Annotated in this window: 19 protein-coding genes; 13 read left to right on the forward strand and 6 right to left on the reverse strand. The window is 34.8% G+C overall.

What is annotated here, in order from left to right; genetic code table 11:
* The 4 genes from EGH73_RS01910 to EGH73_RS01925 all read left to right on the forward strand — a co-directional run bounded on the left by EGH73_RS01910 (position 1) and on the right by EGH73_RS01925 (position 3,407).
* Positions 1-1,167, forward strand: a complete 1,167-nt coding sequence (locus EGH73_RS01910) for a methylmalonyl-CoA mutase family protein (protein WP_123280420.1) — start codon at positions 1-3, stop codon at positions 1,165-1,167.
* Positions 1,167-1,610, forward strand: a complete 444-nt coding sequence (locus tag EGH73_RS01915) for a DinB family protein (protein ID WP_123280421.1) — start codon at positions 1,167-1,169, stop codon at positions 1,608-1,610. Before EGH73_RS01910 ends, EGH73_RS01915 begins: the two co-directional genes overlap by 1 nt.
* A 90-nt stretch (positions 1,611-1,700) precedes the next feature.
* On the forward strand, positions 1,701-2,720 hold the full coding sequence (locus tag EGH73_RS01920) for a pseudouridine synthase (RefSeq protein ID WP_123280422.1): 1,020 nt from the start codon (positions 1,701-1,703) through the stop codon (positions 2,718-2,720).
* Between the two features lie 42 nt (positions 2,721-2,762).
* Positions 2,763-3,407 (forward strand): alpha/beta hydrolase, encoded by a 645-nt coding sequence (locus EGH73_RS01925; RefSeq protein ID WP_123280423.1) that lies wholly within the window; start codon positions 2,763-2,765, stop codon positions 3,405-3,407.
* Positions 3,408-3,440: 33 nt separating this feature from the next.
* Here EGH73_RS01925 and EGH73_RS01930 read toward each other — a convergent pair whose 3' ends face one another.
* The gene (locus EGH73_RS01930; RefSeq protein WP_123280424.1) at positions 3,441-5,828 is read right to left on the reverse strand and encodes a hypothetical protein; all 2,388 of its coding nucleotides are present in this window, start codon (positions 5,826-5,828) and stop codon (positions 3,441-3,443) included.
* Between the two features lie 99 nt (positions 5,829-5,927).
* Positions 5,928-8,147, reverse strand: a complete 2,220-nt coding sequence (locus EGH73_RS01935) for an NADP-dependent isocitrate dehydrogenase (protein ID WP_123280425.1) — start codon at positions 8,145-8,147, stop codon at positions 5,928-5,930.
* A 213-nt stretch (positions 8,148-8,360) separates the two neighbouring features.
* On the opposite strand from EGH73_RS01935, the gene tpx reads away from it, so the two are divergent.
* Entirely contained in the window at positions 8,361-8,858 is a 498-nt protein-coding gene (gene tpx, locus EGH73_RS01940; protein WP_089769147.1) for a thiol peroxidase, read from the forward strand.
* Between the two features lie 247 nt (positions 8,859-9,105).
* Here tpx and tatC read toward each other — a convergent pair whose 3' ends face one another.
* On the reverse strand, positions 9,106-9,912 hold the full coding sequence (tatC, locus tag EGH73_RS01950) for a twin-arginine translocase subunit TatC (protein ID WP_123280426.1): 807 nt from the start codon (positions 9,910-9,912) through the stop codon (positions 9,106-9,108).
* 305 nt (positions 9,913-10,217) lie between these two features.
* Here tatC and EGH73_RS01955 point away from each other — a divergent pair, with 305 nt between their 5' ends.
* From EGH73_RS01955 to EGH73_RS01965, 3 genes are read left to right on the forward strand one after another with little or no spacing between them, the layout of a single operon-like run.
* On the forward strand, positions 10,218-11,120 hold the full coding sequence (locus tag EGH73_RS01955) for a hypothetical protein (RefSeq protein WP_123280427.1): 903 nt from the start codon (positions 10,218-10,220) through the stop codon (positions 11,118-11,120).
* Between the two features lie 49 nt (positions 11,121-11,169).
* Positions 11,170-12,018: a hypothetical protein gene (locus tag EGH73_RS01960; RefSeq protein WP_148041671.1), complete on the forward strand. Its 849-nt coding sequence runs from the start codon at positions 11,170-11,172 to the stop codon at positions 12,016-12,018.
* A gap of 31 nt (positions 12,019-12,049) precedes the next feature.
* Positions 12,050-12,898 (forward strand): hypothetical protein, encoded by an 849-nt coding sequence (locus EGH73_RS01965; protein WP_123280429.1) that lies wholly within the window; start codon positions 12,050-12,052, stop codon positions 12,896-12,898.
* Here EGH73_RS01965 and EGH73_RS01970 read toward each other — a convergent pair.
* On the reverse strand, positions 12,891-13,850 hold the full coding sequence (locus EGH73_RS01970; protein ID WP_123280430.1) for a KpsF/GutQ family sugar-phosphate isomerase: 960 nt from the start codon (positions 13,848-13,850) through the stop codon (positions 12,891-12,893). The two genes, EGH73_RS01965 and EGH73_RS01970, sit on opposite strands and share 8 nt — an antisense overlap.
* Before the next feature lie 176 nt (positions 13,851-14,026).
* Between EGH73_RS01970 and recQ the strand changes: the two genes are divergently transcribed.
* Both recQ and EGH73_RS01980 read left to right on the forward strand, forming a co-directional pair.
* Positions 14,027-16,237 (forward strand): DNA helicase RecQ, encoded by a 2,211-nt coding sequence (gene recQ / locus EGH73_RS01975; RefSeq protein ID WP_123280431.1) that lies wholly within the window; start codon positions 14,027-14,029, stop codon positions 16,235-16,237.
* Positions 16,238-16,312: 75 nt separating this feature from the next.
* Positions 16,313-17,383: a glycosyltransferase gene (locus EGH73_RS01980; RefSeq protein WP_089769164.1), complete on the forward strand. Its 1,071-nt coding sequence runs from the start codon at positions 16,313-16,315 to the stop codon at positions 17,381-17,383.
* 27 nt (positions 17,384-17,410) lie between these two features.
* On the opposite strand, the gene EGH73_RS01985 is transcribed toward EGH73_RS01980, so the two are convergent.
* On the reverse strand, positions 17,411-17,827 hold the full coding sequence (locus tag EGH73_RS01985; protein ID WP_123280432.1) for an NUDIX domain-containing protein: 417 nt from the start codon (positions 17,825-17,827) through the stop codon (positions 17,411-17,413).
* Between the two features lie 33 nt (positions 17,828-17,860).
* Positions 17,861-18,535: a tRNA (5-methylaminomethyl-2-thiouridine)(34)-methyltransferase MnmD gene (gene mnmD, locus EGH73_RS01990; protein ID WP_123280452.1), complete on the reverse strand. Its 675-nt coding sequence runs from the start codon at positions 18,533-18,535 to the stop codon at positions 17,861-17,863.
* 83 nt (positions 18,536-18,618) lie between these two features.
* Here mnmD and EGH73_RS01995 point away from each other — a divergent pair, with 83 nt between their 5' ends.
* The 3 genes from EGH73_RS01995 to EGH73_RS02005 all read left to right on the forward strand — a co-directional run bounded on the left by EGH73_RS01995 (position 18,619) and on the right by EGH73_RS02005 (position 21,454).
* On the forward strand, positions 18,619-19,689 hold the full coding sequence (locus tag EGH73_RS01995; RefSeq protein ID WP_123280433.1) for a branched-chain amino acid aminotransferase: 1,071 nt from the start codon (positions 18,619-18,621) through the stop codon (positions 19,687-19,689).
* Positions 19,690-19,825: 136 nt separating this feature from the next.
* Positions 19,826-20,338 carry an FKBP-type peptidyl-prolyl cis-trans isomerase gene (locus tag EGH73_RS02000; RefSeq protein ID WP_123280434.1) on the forward strand — a complete coding sequence of 171 codons (513 nt, stop codon included), beginning with the start codon at positions 19,826-19,828 and terminating at the stop codon, positions 20,336-20,338.
* A gap of 18 nt (positions 20,339-20,356) precedes the next feature.
* The gene (locus EGH73_RS02005) at positions 20,357-21,454 is read left to right on the forward strand and encodes a peptidylprolyl isomerase (protein ID WP_123280435.1); all 1,098 of its coding nucleotides are present in this window, start codon (positions 20,357-20,359) and stop codon (positions 21,452-21,454) included.
* The last annotated feature ends 17 nt before the right edge of the window (positions 21,455-21,471 follow it).

Genomic DNA, 21,471 nt, shown 5'->3' on the forward strand with positions numbered 1-21,471 from the left:
ATGAGTTTCATAGAAAATACATTGGAAGATTGGGAACAGCTTGTCAAAAAGCAACTCAAAACAGAAAATATTTATGAAATTCTTTCTAAAGATAATCTGGAAAACATCCATGTAAAACCATATTATCAGAATAAACAGGAGACGAAGATTCTACCAAAAGTTGAAGAAAGTACTCATCTTGTTGCAGAATATCAAGTTGGTTTGGAAGAACAGGCTTTCGCTTTTCTATTGAGTGAGAATGTGGAAGGCTTGGAAGAAAAAGCAATTTTCATCAATAATCCGGATTTAGCTGAACATATTTTAACTGACGAAAGCAATCGTTATTTTTCTTTGATTGATGTTTTTTCTGATGATAAGAAAGCTGAAATCAATGAGCAATTGGCTGGAGAATTATTATCAAAATCATTTGAAAGACAGATTTGTGCAGATGTAAGTTTGCATCAAAATGCTGGAGCTTCCATCATCCAGCAATTGGCTTTTGCATTGGCTAAATGTAAAGAATTAGTAGAAAAATTCGGTGCGGAGATTCTTGAAAAATTGGTATTTCGATTTGCGATTGGTTCTAATTATTTTTTCGAAATTGCTAAAATCAGAGCTTTCAAATATTTGTTTAATCAGTTTTCTAAAGAATTCAATAAAGATTTGATTCCCTACATTTTTGCTGAAACTTCATTTAGAAATAAGGCAAAAAACGATGCAGATAATAACCTGATTCGTTCTACTTTGGAATTAGCTTCGGCTATGATTGGCGGCGCTGATGCGGTTTTTTCTAATGATTATAAATTTGAAGATTCATCGGAGCTTTCAAAAGAAATTTCGTTTAAACAACAGATTGTTCTAGCTTATGAAAGTATTATTAATGTTTTTGAAGATGCAACTTCAGGAAGTTATTTTGTGGAAGATATTACACAGCAATTCGCTGAGAAATCTTGGAAATTATTCCTTGAAATCGAAGAAAAAGGTGGTTATCTTGAAGCGTTAAAATCTGGGGAAATTCAGAAAATGATTTTTGAACAAGCTGTAAAAGAACAAAGCTGGGTAGAAGAAGGCAAAATTAAATTGATTGGCGTGAATCTTTATCCAAAATTAGAAATAAAAAAATCTATTGAAGCGCTTTATAATTCTGATGAAATCAAAGCGGTTCGTTTAGCAGAAATGTTTGAATAATGAAAAAGCAATTCATTGATTTATTAGAATATAATTCTCATTTTAATCAGTTGTTGATTAAGATTTATCTTGAGAACAAAGATTCTTTTAATGAAAAAATGATTTCCCTTCTTAATCACATTCTCAATGCTCAACAAGTCTGGAATTCCAGAATTATTTTTGAAGATTCATTCGGAGTTTGGCAAATTAATCCTGATGAAAAACTTTTAGAAAACAATCAATCTAATTTCGAAAATAGCTTCAAAATTCTGAGCGAAAGAAACCTTGATGAAATCATCGTTTACAGAAATTCAAAAGGCGATGAATTCCAAAACTCAATTCGAGAGATTTTCTTTCATTTTATCAATCATTCGACTTATCATCGCGGTCAGATTGCAATGCTGATTAAACAGGCCGGATTGGAACCGATTAATACGGATTATATTTTCTACAAAAGGAAATAATTAGAATTACATTATTCTCAATTTTCGTAAAATTTAGCTAAGAATTCGTAACTCTTAACTAAATCACTATCTTTGCAAAAATTTTAGAAAATGAGCGGAGACGGAAATCAATCAGGTAGAAACAGAAAACCAAGACCATCTGGAGGCAGCAGAGCTTCCGGAAACTCCCGTAGCTCCATTGATAGCAGAGGAAAATCACCTAGCGGTAAATCTTTCGGAAACTCCAAAGGTCCTAAGACGACAAGAGGCGGAGACCGTTTTGACAGCCGTGATAAATATGAGAATGGTGACAGAAAATTCGGTCCTAAAAAACCTTTTAGCAGAGCCGAAAAAGACGAAGATAAAACCAAATCATTTATTCAGAAAAGAAGATTTGATAAAATAAGTAAATCAGTTCCCAAAGAATCCATCAGACTTAATAAATATATTGCTAACTCCGGAATCTGTAGTAGGAGAGAAGCAGATGAATTGATTACGCAAGGTCTTGTAGAAGTAAACGGAAAAGTGGTTACTGAAATGGGTTATCAGGTTCAGAAAACAGACAGAGTGGTTTTCGATGGACAGAATATCACGCCGGAAAAACCTGTTTATGTTCTTCTGAACAAACCAAAAGGATATATCTCTACAACCAAAGACGAGAAAGCGAGAAAAACGGTAATGGATTTGACCGCAAATGCTTCTCCATATAGAATTTTTCCTGTAGGCAGACTAGACAGACAAACTACAGGTGTCATTTTACTGACTAATGACGGACATCTTACTAAAAAGCTGACGCATCCGTCTTTCAATATGAGGAAAATCTATCATGTGACATTAGACAGAAAACTTTCTACAGAAGATCTTAGATCCATTGCAGATGGAATTCGCCTGGAAGAAGGTGTTGCAGAAGTGGATAGCATCTCATACATCGAAGGCAAACCAAAGAATGAAATTGGGATAGAGATTCATATTGGCTGGAACAGGGTGATCAGAAGAATTTTCCAAAAACTCGGTTATGAAGTGGAAGCATTGGACAGAGTAATGTTTGCAGGTCTGACTAAGAAAAACATCAAGCGAGGACACTGGAGAATCCTTACAGAACAGGAAGTGAATAACTTGAAAATGTTATAAATTAAAAGACTGAAAAATTTCAGTCTTTTTTTATATTTATGTATGAATAAAATTTATGTTTTCAGTGGCTTAGGCGTTGATAAAAGAGTTTATGACAATATTGATTTTGGAACTTTGGATGTTGAATTCATTGATTGGATTGAACCTCTGAAAAATGAAAGTCTAGAAAATTATGCTCTTAGAATATCTGAGAAAATAACTTGTGACAATCCGATTCTGATTGGTTTGTCTTTTGGTGGAATGTTAGTTGCTGAGATTTCAAAAATTATTAATGTCAAAAAAATAATTCTGATTGCTTCTGCAAAAAATAAATTCGAACTTCCTTTTGTTTTTAAACTTTCAGGAAAATTAAAGCTGAATCAATTGCTTCCGTATTCGATTTTAAAAAGTCAAAATTTCATTCTAAATTGGTTGTTCGGAATTGAATCTAATGAAGAAAGACAATTGCTCAAAAGTATTCTTAATGATACTAATTCGATGTTCCTAAAATGGGCAATTAATGAAATTGTAAATTGGAAGAATGAAATTTATCCTGAAAATTGTTTTCATATTCACGGAAATCAAGACAGAATTATTCCAATAAAAAATGTAAAAGCTGATTTTGTCGTTAAAAATGGTGGACATTTTATGACAGTGAATAAAGCGAAAGATATTAAAAACATTATTTTAAATTTGATTGAAAAATAAAAGACTTCCCAATTCTGAAAGTCTTTTCTATAATTATTTCACGTCATCATAATAAAGCATCTTGTCGTCTTTATCAAAACTGATAATGATGATTTCCCTGTTTTTAGCCTCGTCATTGTTGAAGAATTTTGCTCTTGGCGGTACATTGGGTTCGTCAGAGAGTTTTGGATTCCAATACAATAATTCTCTGGTGTCTTTTATGATTTTTTTGTAATTGTCACTGGTGATGTCTGGTTGTTCAAACTCAATAGCTTTATCATAACCTCTGAGCAGAGTTTTATTGGTAAAATCTTTTTTATCATCGGATTTGCTTTCCATATTGCCACGCTTGGTGTATATAGCAACAGCATTACCGGCCAGCCCGTCATTTTTAAGTACTTTCACCATTGCTATATTGCTTATCGGGATTGAGTTGATCATACTGGCATCAACAGGAATCTCATCGAGAAAAAGCTTGGCTTGAGATCCTCTTATAGATGGGATATAATTCCCGGAATTATCCATTGTGAAGGTCAGTCCCGCAGCACGCCCCTGCAACCATTGAAGAACATTCAGTGAAGTCTGTGCGTCCTGATTATCGTTAACGAAATCAAAAATAGTTGCATTGAAACTGCTGAATCTTCCGCTGGAGAGCTGCTTGTCTAGTTCTGCCGTCAAATCTTTTTTCTTCGCGGTGACCTGAACTTCTTCTATCAGGATTTCGTCATTGCGGATAGATTTTTGATTGGCAATATTTTGCAGAGCATTTGCCACAGCTTGATTAACCGTTGTTTTGTCTGCGGTCAGATGATAATTACTGGTAGGCAAATTTCCCTTGTAAGGAATATTTTCATTCAGTGTCTGGAAGGTCATATTCAGTTTATCTGTATCGGCAGAATTCTCTTTATTTAAGTAATAAGATACCGTTATTGGTACATCGAAATTGAGATTTTCCAGATAAACATAACCATTGTTGTCCGTCTGTGCCTGAGAAATTCCATTTTGAATAGTCTCGCTTTGAAACAGAAGATTTACGGTGGTATTAGGAAGCGTAATGCTGTTTTTGGTAATTCTTCCTTTAAAGCTAAGGTTGGATTTAGGTATATATTTAATTTCGGGCGTTTTTCCAGATAATAAATCGTTCCAGTCAAATCTTTTCCATTGTTCCGAAATCATCAACGCGTCCAGCGCATCAGAATTGGCGTCTTTAGAAAAGTATTGAGCTGGTGAAAATATATTTGAAGTAATATCACCAGTAAGCCAAAGTGAACTAAGAATATTACCTTTATTATGATCTGCCGGAACATTATTCACATCCCGAACTAAAACCGTGTAATGTTGATAATCTGCATCTGGATGTAAATCAAAACTATTGAATGTCCTTGGTTGATTATTAAGCGACATGCCGACAAATTCCGGCTGGCTGATGCTCAAGTTTTTTGGTTTGATAAAACATAATCTTTTTGCGACCAGATTTTCTTTGTCATCAAAGACACTTAACTGCAATATGCCATTAATCTCTTCGCTAGCTTTGATGGGAATTTTGCTAGATGCTTCAGAAGAATTATTTTTGATATTGGCTTTGTATGCCAGCTGGTTATTAATCGTTCCAACGATGGTGTAACCCTGCAAGCCGTTTGTGAGTCCAGCACTTTTGATACTAAACTGAATACCTTCAGAATTACTGTTAGCCTGAATGTTGATTCCGGTTTCCGAAACTTTTGGTAATGTTATGGTTTGTTTCTGACCTTGACCGTCTTCTATAATTGCTTTGTAGATTTTTCCGGATTTAGGCGTTAATGAAAATGAGCCGATATTTTGGTCAAGACCTTTGAAGCTGACTAATTTCTCGTTAGGCTTTTCTGAATCGATGATGTAACCGCTCCAGCTTGCAGGTGGCGTTCCTTGCGAATTAATCCGAACAGCGATTTTGGTTGGAATGTTATTGATAAAAGTGCCACCTTCCGGAAAAACACCTGCTGTCCACTTAGTGTTTTTATCAAGAACCAATTTCTGCTCGGAGTTTGGATTGTAAATAGGAACTATTTTAAGATAATTAAATTCCTCCGGAAAATTTGCCATCCAGGTTGTGTAGGCTCTTATATAATACACATCTTCCTTCAGCGCATTGGTAAGGTTGAATGTTCCGTCTCCTTCGCCATTCGCAAGATAGACAGTTCTTTTATCTATCAGATTTTTCTGGTGGTCATAGAGCTCTACAAAAAGAGTCGTAGGCGCTTCTGCTCGCGAGTATCCATTAAAAACAAACGATTTAAAATAGATATTATCGCCAACAACATATTGGTCTTTGTCCGTCAGAATATAAACTTTTTCCTGACCGTAATTTTTTTCAAGATTTTCTATGGCTTTGTCAATTTTCCCCTGTGCATTGAAAACAGAGATTCCGGCTGCATAAAGACAACAAATGAATATTTTTTTCATTCTGAGAACGTAAAATTAATTTCTTATGCAAATTACTCAAACAAAAGAAAACCCTCAGCATTTGCCAAGGGTTTTATGTAAAATTTAACAAGAATCAGATTAGATTCCGTTGACGATTTCATTAAGAGTGGCAGACGGTCTCATTGCAGCATCAGTTTTTGCGAAATCTGGTCTGTAATAACCATCAATTTCCTGAGCTTTACCTTGAGAACCAATCAATTCTTCATTGATTTTGCTTTCGTTTTCTGTCAAAGCTTTTGCAACTGGAGCAAATTTAGAAGCAATTTCAGCATCTTTAGTTTGATTAGCCAAAGCTTCTGCCCAATAAGTTGCCAAATAGAAATGCGAACCTCTGTTATCGATTGTTCCTAATTTTCTTCCTGGAGATTTGTCTTCTGCTAAGAATTTAGCATTAGCTTCGTCTAAAGCATCAGCCAAAATCTGAGCTTTTGGATTATCTTGCGTTTGAGCCAAATGTTCCAAAGAAGCCTGTAACGCCAAGAATTCACCTAAAGAATCCCATCTCAAATAACCCTCCTCAATAAACTGCTCAATGTGTTTAGGAGCAGAACCTCCAGCTCCCGTTTCGAACAAACCTCCACCATTCATCAAAGGAACGATAGACAACATTTTCGCAGAAGTTCCCAATTCCAAAATAGGGAATAGGTCAGTCAAATAATCTCTCAAAACGTTTCCAGAAACAGAAATGGTGTCTTTACCTTCTCTTGCTCTTTTAAGCGTTTCTGTCATTGCATCTTTCACATCCAGAATTCTGATGTCAAGACCAGTTGTATCGTAATCTTTAAGATATTTTTCAACTTTTTTGATGATTTCTCTATCGTGAGCTCTAGCTTTATCTAACCAGAAGATCGCAGGTGTATCAGATAATCTTGCTCTGTTTACAGCTAATTTTACCCAATCCTGGATTGGTGCATCTTTAGTCTGACACATTCTGAAGATGTCAGATTTTTCCACTTTTTGTTCAAGCAACGTGTTTCCGTTTTCGTCAAGAACTTTTACAGTTCCATCAGCTTCCGCTTGGAAAGTTTTATCGTGAGAACCATATTCTTCCGCTTTTTGAGCCATCAAACCAACATTCGGAACAGAACCCATAGTTGTTGGGTCGAGTTTTCCATTAGCTTTCATATCATCAATTGCAGCTTGGTAGAAACCTGCATAAGAACGATCCGGGATAATTGCTACTGTATCATCTTCTGCACCAGTTTTGTCCCACATTTTTCCGCCATTTCTGATTAATGCAGCCATAGATGCATCCACAATGATGTCAGAAGGAACGTGGAAATTTGTGATTCCTTTGTCAGAATTTACCATTGCTACTTTTGGACCTTCTGCCAAAACTTTATCAATATCAGCTTTGATTTCAGCTTCCTGAGGAATTCCAGCAATTTTATCGTAAAGATTTTGTAATCCGTTATTTGGATTGATGTCTAGAGATTTGAAAGTTTCTGCATATTTAGTAAATACATCTTTGAAGAAAGTCTCAACAATGGCTCCGAAGATAATTGGGTCAGAGATTTTCATCATTGTTGCTTTCAAATGCGCAGAAAGAATCACGCCTCTTTGTTTCGCTTCATCTATTGCTGTTTGTACAAAAGCTTTCAATGAGTTAAGATTCATTACAGAAGAATCGATTACTTCACCAGCTTTAAGGTTTGCGAAATCTTTAAGAACTTTTTCAGAACCATCATTCCCGAAGAAAACAATCTTGAATTTAGAATCGTTTTCAACAGTTGTAGAAGTTTCTGTTCCGTAGAAATCACCGCTTTCCATATGTGCCACATCTGTTTTGCTGTCAGATGCCCAAGCTCCCATTTTGTGAGGATTAGCTTTTGCATAATTTTTAACAGCTTTTGGCGCACGTCTGTCTGAGTTTCCTTCTCTTAAAACAGGATTCACGGCAGAACCAAGGACTTTAGCATATTTAGCTTTAATTGCTTTTTCTTCGTCATTTTTAGGTTCAGCAGGATAATTTGGAACTGCGAATCCTTTCGATTGTAACTCAGCAATTGCTTCGTCTAACTGCGGAACAGAAGCGGAAATATTTGGTAATTTAATAATGTTTGCTTCCGGAGTTGTAGCCAATTGTCCAAGTTCCGTTAAAGCATCTCCGATTTTTTGGTCATCCGTCAAGTATTCTGGAAAGTTAGCCAAGATTCTCCCTGAAAGTGAAATGTCTTTTGGAACGATGTTAACGTCTGCAACGGAAGTAAAAGCCTTAACAATAGGCAAAAAAGAATGCGTTGCAAGCATTGGCGCTTCATCCGTAAGCGTGTAGATAATTTTTGATTTTTCTGACATTATAGTAGTTGATTTTATTTACTGTTTTTTCAAAACATACAAATTTAGTGTTTTTATAATAATTTTCTAATAGTAGAAATATGATTTTTATTCAAATAGATAATTAATTACTCTTTATAAATTAGTAAAAGTTAAATTTTATTAAAGTCAATTTTATAATTTGAAAATTCAGAAATCAACCATTAACTTTGAAGAAATAAATTATACGAAACAATGTCACAAATTACATTCAAAGGAAGTCCTATAAATACAGTTGGAGCTTTGCCAGAAGTTGGAACTATCGCTCAAGAGTTTACATTAGTTGCTGCTGATTTATCAGAAAAACATTTGGCTGATTACACTGGAAAAAAAGTATTGTTGAACATCTTCCCAAGTATCGATACAGGTGTTTGCGCAGCATCTGCGAGAGAGTTTAATAAAGAAGCGAGTTCTTTGGAAAATACAGTTGTTATCAATGTTTCTAGAGATTTGCCTTTCGCACTGAGCAGATTTTGCGCAGCTGAAGGTCTTGATAATGTAGAAGTTTTGTCAGATTTCAGAGGGAATTTTGGCGAAGATTACGGTGTTACTTTGGATGATTCTCCTTTGAGAGGATTACTGAGCAGAGCAGTTGTTGCTTTAGATGAAAAAGGAACAGTAATCTATACAGAACAAGTTCCTGAAATAGGTCAGGAGCCAAACTATGAAGCTGCAATTGAAGCGTTGAAATAAACTAAATAAAATCTCCCTTATTAACGGAAAATCTGATATTTTAGATTTTCCGTTTTTTTTTCTTTGTATATACTAAAATCTATTACCAGCATCTTGCATTTTCTGAAATTTTCACCCTTAAAAAATGTGACTTCTAATCTTTGTAATAGTGAAACATCACGCAGAACGAAAAATGTATTGTTAAAGTATAAAAAAAGCATCAGTTTATTTACCGATGCTTTCAAGTTAATTATTGTGATTCAAATATTTAGGTGCTTTTTTTCTGCATCTTTTTGTAAATGATATTGGACATTACCACACTTATTTCATAAAGTAGAACCAGTGGAAGTGCTGCTGCCATCATACTCAAAACATCAGCAGGTGTAATAATTGCCGCTACAACCATAATTAGAACAATAGCGTGTCTTCTGTAAGTTCTTAGGAATTTTGGTGTTAAGATTCCTATTGATGTTAAAATGTAAACTGCGATTGGGAACAGAAAAACTACGCCCATTCCCATTGTAACTTGTAAAAACAGAGTTGTATAATCTGACAAATCAAATAATTGTACAATATTATCAGAAACTTTGAACAATAATCCGAAGTTAATTGCAAAAGGTAAAATCAAGAAATAACCCGTCAAAACGCCGGTCATAAATAAAATCCAAATTGCATTAATGTAAAAAATCGAATTCTTTTTCTCATTCGGCATTAGAGCAGGACTAATGAATTTCCAGATTTCCCAAACAATATAAGGAAAGGCTAAAACTACACCAGAAAATATTGAAACAGCCATCATCACATTAAACTGCTGAAAAAGTTGTTTCTGCTGTACACTAAAATTTGCAGGTAAAACAAAGCTGTCATTCCCCGTAAGTTCTCTAGAGAAATGATTTACGATTCTGAAGGTTAAAAAATCATTTCTTGTGGGACCAAAAAAAATGTGATCCATTACCCATTCTATATTGAAACCTACAATAACCGCTAAGATTATAATGGCAAGAATTGCTCGTATGAGATGTCCTCTGAGTTCTCCTATGTGTCCTAGAAAAGACATTTCTTTTTCGTTACTCATCTATTATTTTAAAATCAAGTCACGAAATTAATGAAATTTTTGCTGCATAAAATCTGAAACTTAAAAATTATTAATAAGACTATTGTTTTAGAAATTTTTAATACAGCAGATTATGGAATAATAATTGGTAATAAATTCTCAAAAATATTTAATTATAATTTTATTATCAGTATTTTTATTGAATATTAGCAATAATAATTAAATATAATTTGTAAATATTTTAATTTTTAAATGAATTTATATTAAATTTTTTAAAAATATTGGATTATATTAAAAAAATAAGTTTTTTTGTGTATTGAATTTTTATGAAGAAAACATTACTCAACATATTATTAATCAGTAGTTTAGGAAGCTTATATGGGCAGGTTGGAATTCAGACCAGCCAAGTTGCTCCATCTGCAATCTTGGAAATTAATACTTCGGATTTGGCAACTGGAAGTAAGAAAGGATTTCTAGGACCAAGAGTTGCACTGGCAAGTAATACTGACACGACTACTATTCCTAGTCCTGCAGTGGGTTTGCTAGTTTATAATACGGCAGATGCAGGAACTTACCCTTCTAATGTATTTGCTAACAGATATTATTTTTGGAATGGTACACAGTGGGTAGATCTTGGTTTGACATCGGTTTTACAAAATTATTTATCTAACAAGATATATAGTCTTAATTCAAAATCTACGCAGAATTTAACATATTCAACCATCAATAATACAAGCGGAACCAATGGCGGGATTCCGGTTTCTTTTGCAGATGGAGATGTTGCTATCAGTACAGGAAATATAGTTACTAAATCGGGAGATGTTTTCACCATCAATGTCACAGGACTTTACGAGATTTCTGCTTATGTTAATTACAATCCCAATCGTACAACTATTGCTGCAACTCAGAGGGGAACTTTTCTAAATTTGAAGCTTCAAAGATCTACAGATAACGGCGCCACTTGGGCAGATGTGATTGGAAACCGAACGGCTTGGGGGGTAAAAGCTACTAATTATTTGAAAACAGTTATTTTGATTTCCACACCAATTTATCTTACAGCTGGTCAAAGACTGAGATTAGTTGTTCAAAATCCTTTCGGAATTACAGATGAATCAGCTTTGCACGGAGAAAATAATACAACAAGTCCACCTCCTACAATGACAACTTCAACCAAAATACCCATTTCCAAAAGCTTAACAATGATACTTTTAGATTATGATTTACAATAGATTATTCAATATATCAAAAACAACATTTTTTGCTTTCTCGGCGTTAATATTGTCAGGGAAATTATCTGCACAGGGCGTTGGAATTGGAACAGCAACTCCGAATTCTTCTGCACTTTTAGATTTGGATGTCAGCTCTTTGGCAAGCAATAATAAAAAAGGTGTTTTGATTCCTCGCGTTGCACTGCAAAACAAAACGGATGTAGTTACCATTGCAAGTCCGGCGGTTGGATTAATTGTTTATAATACAACCAACTCTGCAACAGATTCAGCGATTGAAGCCAATACATTTTATTTCTGGAATGGAACCAATTGGATTGATGTTTCTACTACTGAAAAAGTGAAAAAAAACTTGTACGCACAGATTTTTATTGTTGCAAATACGGGAACGCAGGCTTTGAATAAGACCAATTTTAATAATGGAAATAGCATTGTTGTAACTTTCGATGCATCGGCTACTGGAGCTATGAAAGTAGATGTTGGAAACCGAGTTTCTCTGGCTAATAATAATTTCAAGATATTATCATCGGGAACATATGAAATTGCAGGTTATGTTGGTTACAATCCTTGGGTTCAAACAAATTGTAGAACGTATGCAACTGAGGCTACTTGCGTTGCAGCTTTGGATTTCATTGTTCAGAGATCTACTAACAATGGAACTACTTGGACGCAAATTGCAAAATCGAGTACAACTTGGGGCGTAGGCACAGGCGATAGAAACAGATCCGTAATGGTTGCACCGTTTGTCATTGCACTTAATGAAAATGATTTGATCCGAGCAGTTGTTAGAAAAGGATCAGACTCTAATCACGGAACCAACCCGTCTACCAGTACTTTGAATCTGGAAGCGGGAACGGGCTTGGCTTATTCAAGATTATTAAGATTTCAAAAACTTAATTAAGAGTTTTATTTAAAAATTAATTTCACTCATTATGAGATTATATAATTTATTAGCAGCATTATTATTCACATCTGGATTTTCGCAAGTAGGGATTGGAACCACAACACCACACTCTTCAGCTATTTTAGACATTACTTCTACAAGCAAAGGCTTACTGCTTCCGAGAGTTAATCTTACCGGTACTGCTGATAATACAACTATTAGTAATCCTGCAAACGGACTTTTGGTTTTCAACTTAGGAGCAGCTGGTTCTGGCACCACAGCCGTTTCTGCCAATTCACTGTATTTTAGACAGAATTCTCTTTGGCAAAAATTTACTACCAGTTCAGAAATCAATGTGGGATCAGCTTCCAATGAATATGTGTTGAGTTCTGTAAACGATCAACCATTAACGGCAAGTCAGCTTACAAGTGTCAATAGTAGTGAAACTTTTGATGTTCCAGTTACTTGGTCGGCTAGTGAAATTTTGATTGATGATCCTACTGATATTCAACTTCAAAACAATAATCAAACTTTTATAATCAAACAATCTGGTAATTACAGGGTACTGGCCAACTTTACATTTAATCCAAAAAGAAATGTAGCAACGGATAACTCCAATTATTCTTACGTTACGATTTCAATTGCTCAATCCAGAGACAATGGAAGAACTTGGACGCCGGTTATGGGAACAGCAATGCCTTATGACAATGGTTCTTCAAATCAAACTCAAACCTTGATTCTTCCAAGAACAATTTTGGCTTTTAATCAGAATGATTTGATTAGAATTTCGATTGCTAAGCCAGGAAGCACAACTCCGGCTTATGGAACCGGAGCAGGAATTGTTGCAAAAGCAGCGGGCGATACTACGAAGTTATTCCGAGTTAGAAGGATTAATTAATGCCTTCATCTAATAATGTATGGATGTCTATTATTCCGTAATATTTTCCGTTATCTGTCACTATTAATTGACCAATATTAAATTGTTTCAAAATCTGCATAGCTTCTTTTGCTAATTGATTTTTATCGATAGATTTTGGATTTTTACTAATGATGTCAGAAGCTTTAACTTTAGAGATATCATCTTGATTGAGGAGCATTCTTCGGATATCGCCATCAGTAATTACACCCAATATATTTTCGTTTTCCATAACGACCGTAATACCGTGTTTGGAACCACTTACAGAAATAATTACATCTCTTATTCCTGATTCTGGCGAAACTTCCGGTTTATTCTGAGAAACAAATTGTTCTACCTTTGCCGTTAGGTTTTTACCGAGGCTTCCACCTGGATGAAATTTAGCAAAATCTATATCTTTAAATCCGTTCAGTTCCATCAAGCAAACTGCTAAAGCATCGCCAAGAGCCATTTGAACTGTTGTAGAACTTGTAGGCGCTAGTTTGTTTGGACAGGCTTCTTTTTCTACGTGGGTATTTAGAATAATGTCAGAAGCTTTTCCTAATTTACTTTCGGGATTTCCAGTCATTCCAATCAAAGCAGACGAATATTCTTTGAGAAAGGGTAGAAGATTCACAATCTCGGGCGAATTCCCTGAATAAGAAATACATAACACGATATCCTGTTTCTGAATCACACCGAGATCCCCGTGGATAGCTTCTGCAGCGTGAAGAAATTGCGATGGAGTTCCAGTGGAATTTAGTGTAGCTACAATCTTATTAGCAACGTGCGCAGATTTTCCGATTCCAACAATGATTAATTTTCCTTTGGCTTCATTAATAGTCAAAACGCTTTTTACGAAACTGTCATCCAATCGGTTTCTGAGATTGTTCAACTCACTGATTTCTACATCCAGCGCCAGATGGGCGTTTGCTATTATCTCTTTTGGATCCAAAATTTTAAAGTATTTAATTATTTTTTTTAATAATATTTATTTTGTACCTTCACGCTAATAATTTAACAGAGCAAAATGAAGTTTTTTAGCTTCATTTTTTTATCCCTAAAAGTCAGGATTAACCATTAATGTATAACCTTTCAATAAAATGCAAATTTAGCAAACTATATTAAAGGATGGACACAAAAGACATCAACTTATCTGCTGAACTCAAAAAATATTTCGGATTTTCAAAATTCAAAGGTCAACAAGAGCAGATTATAAAAGAACTTCTCGGTGGTAAAGATATATTTGTTTTAATGCCGACTGGTGGTGGAAAATCACTTTGTTATCAGCTTCCGGCATTGATATCTGAAGGAACAGCCATTGTCGTTTCACCATTGATAGCCTTGATGAAAAATCAGGTAGATGCTGTCAACGGACTTTCTTCCGACGAAGGGGTGGCTCACGTTTTAAACTCCTCGCTTAATAAATCCCAGACCAAACAGGTGATGGATGACATCACAGCAGGCAAAACCAAATTGCTTTACGTAGCTCCAGAATCTCTTATCAAAGAAGAATATCTGGAGTTTCTAAAAGCAGTAAAAATATCTTTCGTAGCAATTGATGAAGCACACTGTATTTCGGAATGGGGACACGATTTCCGCCCAGAATACAGGAATCTGAAAGATATTATAGATAAGATTGCAGATGTTCCTGTTATCGCATTAACGGCTACTGCAACACCTAAAGTTCAGGATGATATTCAAAAAACTTTGGGAATGAACAATGCTTTGGTTTTCAAAGAAAGCTTTAACAGAGCTAATTTGTTTTACGAAATACGCCCGAAAATTAATGTAGACAAAGAAATTGTCAAGTTTATCAACCAGCATAAAGGAAAATCCGGAATCGTTTATTGTCTTAGCAGAAGAAAAGTGGAAGAATTTGCGCAGCTTTTGCAAGTCAATGGAGTGAACGCATTGCCTTACCACGCAGGATTGGATCAGAAAACAAGAGTTTCGCATCAGGACAAATTTCTGATGGAGGAGGCAGATGTGATTGTTGCAACGATTGCCTTTGGGATGGGAATTGATAAACCGGATGTTCGATTTGTAATTCATTATGATATTCCCAAATCTTTGGAAAGTTATTATCAGGAAACTGGTCGTGCAGGACGAGATGGTGGAGAAGGTCATTGTTTGGCTTTCTACGATCCAAAAGATATTGAGAAATTAGAAAAATTCCTGGCTCAGAAACCAGTTTCGGAAAGAGAAATTGGTCTTCAATTGTTGAATGAAGTGGTCGGTTATGCAGAAACCTCCATGAGCAGAAGACAATATTTGCTTTATTATTTCGGAGAAAAATTTGATCCAATAAATGGTGAAGGTGCTTTGATGTGTGATAATTCACAAAATCCACCAAAACTAAAAGATGCCTCTCAAGACTTGCAAAAAGTTTTGGAAATGATAAAGTCTTTGGGTGAAAAGTTCCGCACAAAAGATTTGATTTCCATAATTGCTGGTAAAGAATCTGCGGTTACGAAATCTTATAAATTAGAACAGACAGAATTTTTCGGATTTGGGAAAGCTGAAAGTGACAATTATTGGAAATCTATTATCAGACAAGCAACTGTTCAGGATTTCCTTAGAAAAGATATAGAAACTTATGGTGTTCTAAAAATTTCTGAAAAAGGTAATCAACTTATAAACGGTAGTTACGACGAATCTTTTCTAATAGCGGAAGACAGAACTTATGATCTCAACCAGATCAAATCAAAAGCGGATAACGAGCAGGTACAAACCCAATCTGGAGGCGGATTGGATCAATTATTATTTGGTCAACTAAAAGAACTTCGTAAAACTGTTGCCAAAAAACACGGGATCCCACCTTACACTGTTTTTATGGATCCAAGTTTGGAAGATATGACAGTTCAATACCCGATAACTGTAGAAGAAGTTGCAAAAATCTATGGTGTTGGTGAAGGAAAAGCTAGAAAATACGGAAAAGAATTTGCTGACTTTATCAAAAAATATGTTGAGGATAATGAGATAGAAAGAACTCAGGATATGGTGATGAAACAAGTAGCCAACAAATCCAGCCATAAGGTTTTCATCATCCAAAATACCGATAAAAAGATTGATTTGGAAGATATTGCTAAAGCAAAAAATCTTTCTATGACAGAACTTCTTTCCGAGATGGAAAGTATCATTTATCAAGGTACAAAACTGAATATCGATTATTATATTGATGAAAATTTTGATGAAGATATTGTCGAAGAGTTTATGGATTTTATGAAAAACTCAGAAAGTGACAGTATGAAAACTTTGCTTGCAGAATATGGCGACGATTTGACTGATGAAGAAGTTAGGATTCTCAGAATCAAATTTATTAGTGATGTAGCTAATTAGGAAAATAAAATGTCGGACTTGTTTCGGCATTTTTTATTTATAGGATTTCCCATTACGGTTTTGTAATTTTGAGTTATGAAAAAATCAATCATTTTCATATTGCCTGATTTGGAAACTGGAGGAGCAGAACGCATTGTTACAACCATCGCAAACCATCTTCCAAGAGACCGATTTTCACCTGCTATTCTTTTATTAAGGAAAGAAGGTGCTTATCTTGATTTGTTGAAGCCAGATGTAGAAATCATTGATATCCAAACGCCAAGGATCAGAAATTCTTTAAAACCAATTCTTCTCGAAATCAAACGAAGAAAACCAGATATTGTGTTTTCCGGATTTGGTGAAGTGAATGCTTATTTGTCATTATTCATCAAGCTTTTCCCAAAAACTAAATTCATTGCAAGAGAAACCAATGTTGTTTCTCAACACGTTACAAGAAAAGAAATTAAATTTTTCTATAAATTTTACAATAATTACGATAAAATCATTGCTCAAAGTAATGATATGGAAGTGGATCTAATCAAAAATTTTGGAATTAAGAAGAATAAACTATTAAAAATTAATAATCCGGTTGATATCAATTTTATAGAGGAGAAATTGAAGGAATCAGAACGACCGGTGGAATTTTCTCATCAGCATAAAAATGTAGTTGCTATTGGGAATTTATCTGCTAGAAAAGGCTTTGATAATCTTCTGAAAGTATTTTCTAGACTTAAAAACCAGAATATTTTACTTCATATTCTTGGTGATGGAAAAGACAAAGAAATGCTTTTGCAGATGAAAGAAATGCTTGGATTAGAACACGTCATTTTTCACGGTAAGAAAAACAATCCTTATCAGTATTTAAAATTTGCTGATCTTTTCATTTTGTCTTCAAGATATGAAGGTTTCCCTAATGTGCTTCTGGAAGCTGGAACTTGCGGTGTTTATTCTTTAGCTAATAATTGTCCTGGTGGGATTGATGAGATTATTATAGATCAAGTGAATGGCGAAATCTCCAATATCGAAAATTATGATGATTTTGCCGAGAAAATAAAACATTCTGTTCATAGGAGTGATGATAAAGATAATATCAAAGTCTCGATAAAATCTCGTTTTTCTTCAGAAATTATTCTGAAAAAATATGAAGATTTGCTTTGGAATATTTAATCATTTTAAATAAAAAATTCCTGAATCTTAATTCAGGAATTTTTGTTTTGCTATATCAAAAACGCGTTTGTCGATTGGTAATGGAAACGGATTTTCTCCTTCCAGCGGAATCCATTCTGTCTTTTCGATGCAAGGATCTAAGATTAATAAATCTTCTTCATTTAAGATTTCAGCCAAATAATAAATAGTAATTAATTGTTCATTCTCTCGGAATCTGGAAACCAGAAAATCGTCTTGCGTGTAAAAATGATCTTTAATTTCAATTTCAAGATTAAGTTCTTCTTGGAATTCTCTTTTTAGACATTCTAAAGTACTTTCCCCGAATTCCAATCCTCCGCCAGGTAATTTAAGAAGATGGTCGCCGGCGTATTCTTCGTGAAGTGCAAGAACTTTGTTGTCTTTTATACAAAGTGCATACACACGAATGTTGATTTTGTCTATCATATATTGTGATTTGCAGTGTCTAAATTAGCAAAATTATTTTTTCCAAGCAATCAACATTTCTCTTTTCCCCGGAGGGCCTTGTCTTTTCTCGACTTCGAAACCTAATTCTATCAAGGCTCTTCGCATAGTTCCTTTCGATGAGTAAGTGGTTAGCAACCCACCAGTTTTCATTTTAGAGGCTACGACTTCAAATATTTCCTTTTCCCAAAGATCAGGCTGAACTCTTGCTCCAAAACAATCGAAGTAAACCAAATCGATAGGAGGCAAGTCCATATTCTTTATGTTAAAGAAATCATCTTTAATTTTCTTAAGATTGAAATTAGAATCCAATTCAACTAATTTTTCCCATTCGGTTTCATGGATTTTCAGAGACAAATCTTTAACAATTGGGTTCGGAAATAATTCAGAATAAGACAATTCTGATGCCTCATGAAAAAAAATTGGATATTTTTCAACCCCATAATAATTAATTTTATGATTTTTATCATTTCGAAAATACGCATCAAATGTTACCAAAACGTTAAGACCTGTTCCAAAACCTAACTCTAAAATATTAATTTCGTAACTATTTATTAAATCTAGTCCATTTTTGATAAATACGTGATTCGCTTCTTGCAAAGCGCCATGTTTAGAATGATAAGTTTCTTCTAATCCATTGATTAATAAAGTTTTACTACCATCATTTGTGCTAATTAGTTCTCTTTTCAAAGTATTTTTTTTCAAATTTAACATAAATTTTGATTATTAAAAAATTATTATATATTTGTAATACCTCAACAAAAAATTAAAAAATGATAATTCAAAAATCTACTAATCCAAGAATTTCAACTTTCGATCCTAATAATTTCGCATTTGGTAACACTTTCATAGATCATATGATTATTTGCGAGTATGAGAATGGAAAATGGGGGGATGTGCAACTTATTCCATATGGCCCTATCGGTTTTACCCCAGCAATGATGGGGGTGAACTATGGGCAAGCTTGTTTTGAGGGTATGAAGGCTTATAAAGATAACGACGGTCAAGTATTCCTTTTTCGTCCAGAAAAGAACTTTCAAAGGATTAACAAATCCGCAAAAAGATTGGCAATTCCTGAGATTTCCGAAGAGATCTTTATGGAAGGACTGAAGGCCTTAGTTGATATCGATAGAGATTGGATTCCGCAAGGAGAGGGAACATCTCTTTATATTAGACCATTATTATTCGCAACAGAAGAAGCGCTTAAAGCTAGAATCTCTGAAAAATATATGTTTGCCATTGTAGCAACACCAGCAAAAAGCTATTATACTGCTCCAGTATCCGTGAAAATCGCAGATCATTATTCCAGAGCGGCAAGTGGAGGTGTAGGTGCTACAAAAGCTGCTGGTAACTATGCTGCGTCTTTCTATCCAACACAATTGGCTATAGAAGAAGGTTATGAGCAAATCATTTGGACAGACGATTGTTCTCACGAGTATTTTGAAGAAAGTGGAACAATGAACGTTTTTGTTAGAATCAACGATACTATCTATACGCCTAAAACATCAGACAAAATTTTGGATGGTGTCACCAGAGATAGTTTTATCCAATTGGCTAAAAAAAGAGGAATTGAAGTTGTTATTGACGATGTTAAAGTCTCTGATGTTATCGAGGCTCAGAAAAACGGAACTTTGAAAGAAGTTTGGGGCGTAGGAACAGCCGTTGTTACAAGCATCTTTGAGGCTTTAGGTTACCAAGGCGAACACCTGACTCTACCTAAACTTTCTGATGAAGAGAGTTTTGCAGCGCAGTTGAAGGCAGATCTTGTCAATATCCAGACTAATAAATCTGAAGATCCTTTTGGCTGGAGATATTTGGTTGAAGAAAATGTATACAGTGTATAGAATTAAATAAAAAGTAAATTGAAAAAGTGAAAACCGGAATTAATTTTCCGGTTTTTGTTTTAATACTGATTAAGTCTTCAAAAATTCTTAATTTTGCCACAGTTTTTTGAGGGATTTCAAAGAACAATATTGAAAAATGAAACAATTATTTTACATCTCCGTTCTGGCATTAGCAACATCGTGCGCAAAACAGACCCTTTCCCAGCATTCAGAAGATCAGTACATGTCTGAAAGCGAAATGGAAGTTTCAAAAAAAAGAAACAAAGAACTAAATACTTTGGAAAGAGCTCAGATTGAAGACTGGATCAAAGCTCAGGATGTAAAATATTATCCAATGGGAATGAACTATTGGGTAAATGTGGAAGGACTTGAGAAACAACCTCGTAAAAATAATGGTGACAAAGTTTCCTATCAGTATGACATCTATGATTTTGATAGAACTAAACTGTACATTATGCCAATCCAAAATAACAACGTAGAATTTGGCCATTTTGTAGAAATGGATGCAGTGGAAGATGTCATCCGATATCTGAAAAAAGGCGAGGAAGCAGAAATTTTAGTACCTTCAGTTTTAGCTTACGGAACCTATGGCGACAACAAAAAAATAACCAACGATATGCCTTTAATCATTAAGGTAAAAGTCTTATAACAACGATATTATAAAACTATGAAGAAAATTATAGCACTTTCTATAACATTATTAACACTATTAAATTGTAAAACATTGGAAATAGACAAAGAAGTTTATAAAAGCTTGCCAGACGGGCTTTACGGTAATTTTGAAACAAGCAAAGGTGAAATCCTTGTAAAATTCGAAGATGAAAAATCTCCGGTAACTGTTGCAAATTTTGTTGGTCTTGCAGAAGGTAAGATCGAGAACAAATCTAAGAAAAAAGGAGAACCTTTCTACGATGGAACTATCTTCCACAGAGTGATCAAAGATTTTATGATCCAAGGTGGAGATCCACAAGGAACTGGTATGGGAGATCCTGGATATAAATTTGCTGATGAGAAAAATGACCTTCAGCACAATGGAAAAGGGATTTTATCTATGGCGAATTCTGGACCTAACACCAACGGTTCTCAGTTCTTTATTACAGAAGTTGCAACACCTTGGTTGGACGGAAGACATACAATTTTTGGTAAAGTGGTTGGTAGTACAGCAACGATTGATTCTATCGCTAACGTAGAAAAAGGCGCTCAGGACAAGCCAAAGACTGATGTTGTGTTAAAAAAAGTAGCAATCTTCGGTAAAGGTGATGCTTACAAACATTATGATGCTGCAAAAATCTTCGCTGAAGGAAAAGCGAAAATTCAGGATAATAACAAAGTTTATCTAGCAAAAGCAGAAGAAGAGAAGCTGAAAAAAGAAAGAGAGTTTGCTGCAAATCAGGAAAAATTAGTAAACGATATGAAAGCCGGAATGCAGGCTACGCCGTCTGGACTTTATTACAAAATCACTAAAACCACAAGCGGAGAAACTGCAAAGGCTGGGCAGACTGTTGCAGTACATTATGCTGGAAAACTAATTAATGGTGATGAGTTTGACAATTCCTTCAAAAGAGGTCAACCAATTGACATTCCTATCGGTGTTGGACAGGTAATCAAAGGTTGGGATGAAGGTATTTTGCTACTTAAAGAAGGTGAAACCGCAACGTTACTTATTCCTCCGGCACTAGGTTATGGAGAGAGAGGCGCCGGTGGTGTTATTCCTCCAAATGCCTGGTTGGTATTCGATGTAGAACTGGTGAAAATCAGTAAATAACTAAAAAAGAGCGAAAC

Source organism: Epilithonimonas hominis, from assembly GCF_003730015.1.
In the GTDB taxonomy this organism is placed as follows: domain Bacteria; phylum Bacteroidota; class Bacteroidia; order Flavobacteriales; family Weeksellaceae; genus Epilithonimonas; species Epilithonimonas hominis.

Excerpts from the sequence above, each read along its gene's own strand:
- EGH73_RS01910 (WP_123280420.1), top strand. The coding sequence starts at position 1 with ATGAGTTTCATAGAAAATACATTGGAAGATTGGGAACAGCTTGTCAAA.
- EGH73_RS01915 (WP_123280421.1), top strand. The coding sequence starts at position 1,167 with ATGAAAAAGCAATTCATTGATTTATTAGAATATAATTCTCATTTTAAT.
- EGH73_RS01920 (WP_123280422.1), top strand. The coding sequence starts at position 1,701 with ATGAGCGGAGACGGAAATCAATCAGGTAGAAACAGAAAACCAAGACCA.
- EGH73_RS01925 (WP_123280423.1), top strand. The coding sequence starts at position 2,763 with ATGAATAAAATTTATGTTTTCAGTGGCTTAGGCGTTGATAAAAGAGTT.
- EGH73_RS01930 (WP_123280424.1), bottom strand. The coding sequence starts at position 5,828 with ATGAAAAAAATATTCATTTGTTGTCTTTATGCAGCCGGAATCTCTGTT.
- EGH73_RS01935 (WP_123280425.1), bottom strand. The coding sequence starts at position 8,147 with ATGTCAGAAAAATCAAAAATTATCTACACGCTTACGGATGAAGCGCCA.
- tpx (WP_089769147.1), top strand. The coding sequence starts at position 8,361 with ATGTCACAAATTACATTCAAAGGAAGTCCTATAAATACAGTTGGAGCT.
- tatC (WP_123280426.1), bottom strand. The coding sequence starts at position 9,912 with ATGAGTAACGAAAAAGAAATGTCTTTTCTAGGACACATAGGAGAACTC.
- EGH73_RS01955 (WP_123280427.1), top strand. The coding sequence starts at position 10,218 with ATGAAGAAAACATTACTCAACATATTATTAATCAGTAGTTTAGGAAGC.
- EGH73_RS01965 (WP_123280429.1), top strand. The coding sequence starts at position 12,050 with ATGAGATTATATAATTTATTAGCAGCATTATTATTCACATCTGGATTT.
- recQ (WP_123280431.1), top strand. The coding sequence starts at position 14,027 with ATGGACACAAAAGACATCAACTTATCTGCTGAACTCAAAAAATATTTC.
- EGH73_RS01980 (WP_089769164.1), top strand. The coding sequence starts at position 16,313 with ATGAAAAAATCAATCATTTTCATATTGCCTGATTTGGAAACTGGAGGA.
- EGH73_RS01985 (WP_123280432.1), bottom strand. The coding sequence starts at position 17,827 with ATGATAGACAAAATCAACATTCGTGTGTATGCACTTTGTATAAAAGAC.
- EGH73_RS01995 (WP_123280433.1), top strand. The coding sequence starts at position 18,619 with ATGATAATTCAAAAATCTACTAATCCAAGAATTTCAACTTTCGATCCT.
- EGH73_RS02000 (WP_123280434.1), top strand. The coding sequence starts at position 19,826 with ATGAAACAATTATTTTACATCTCCGTTCTGGCATTAGCAACATCGTGC.
- EGH73_RS02005 (WP_123280435.1), top strand. The coding sequence starts at position 20,357 with ATGAAGAAAATTATAGCACTTTCTATAACATTATTAACACTATTAAAT.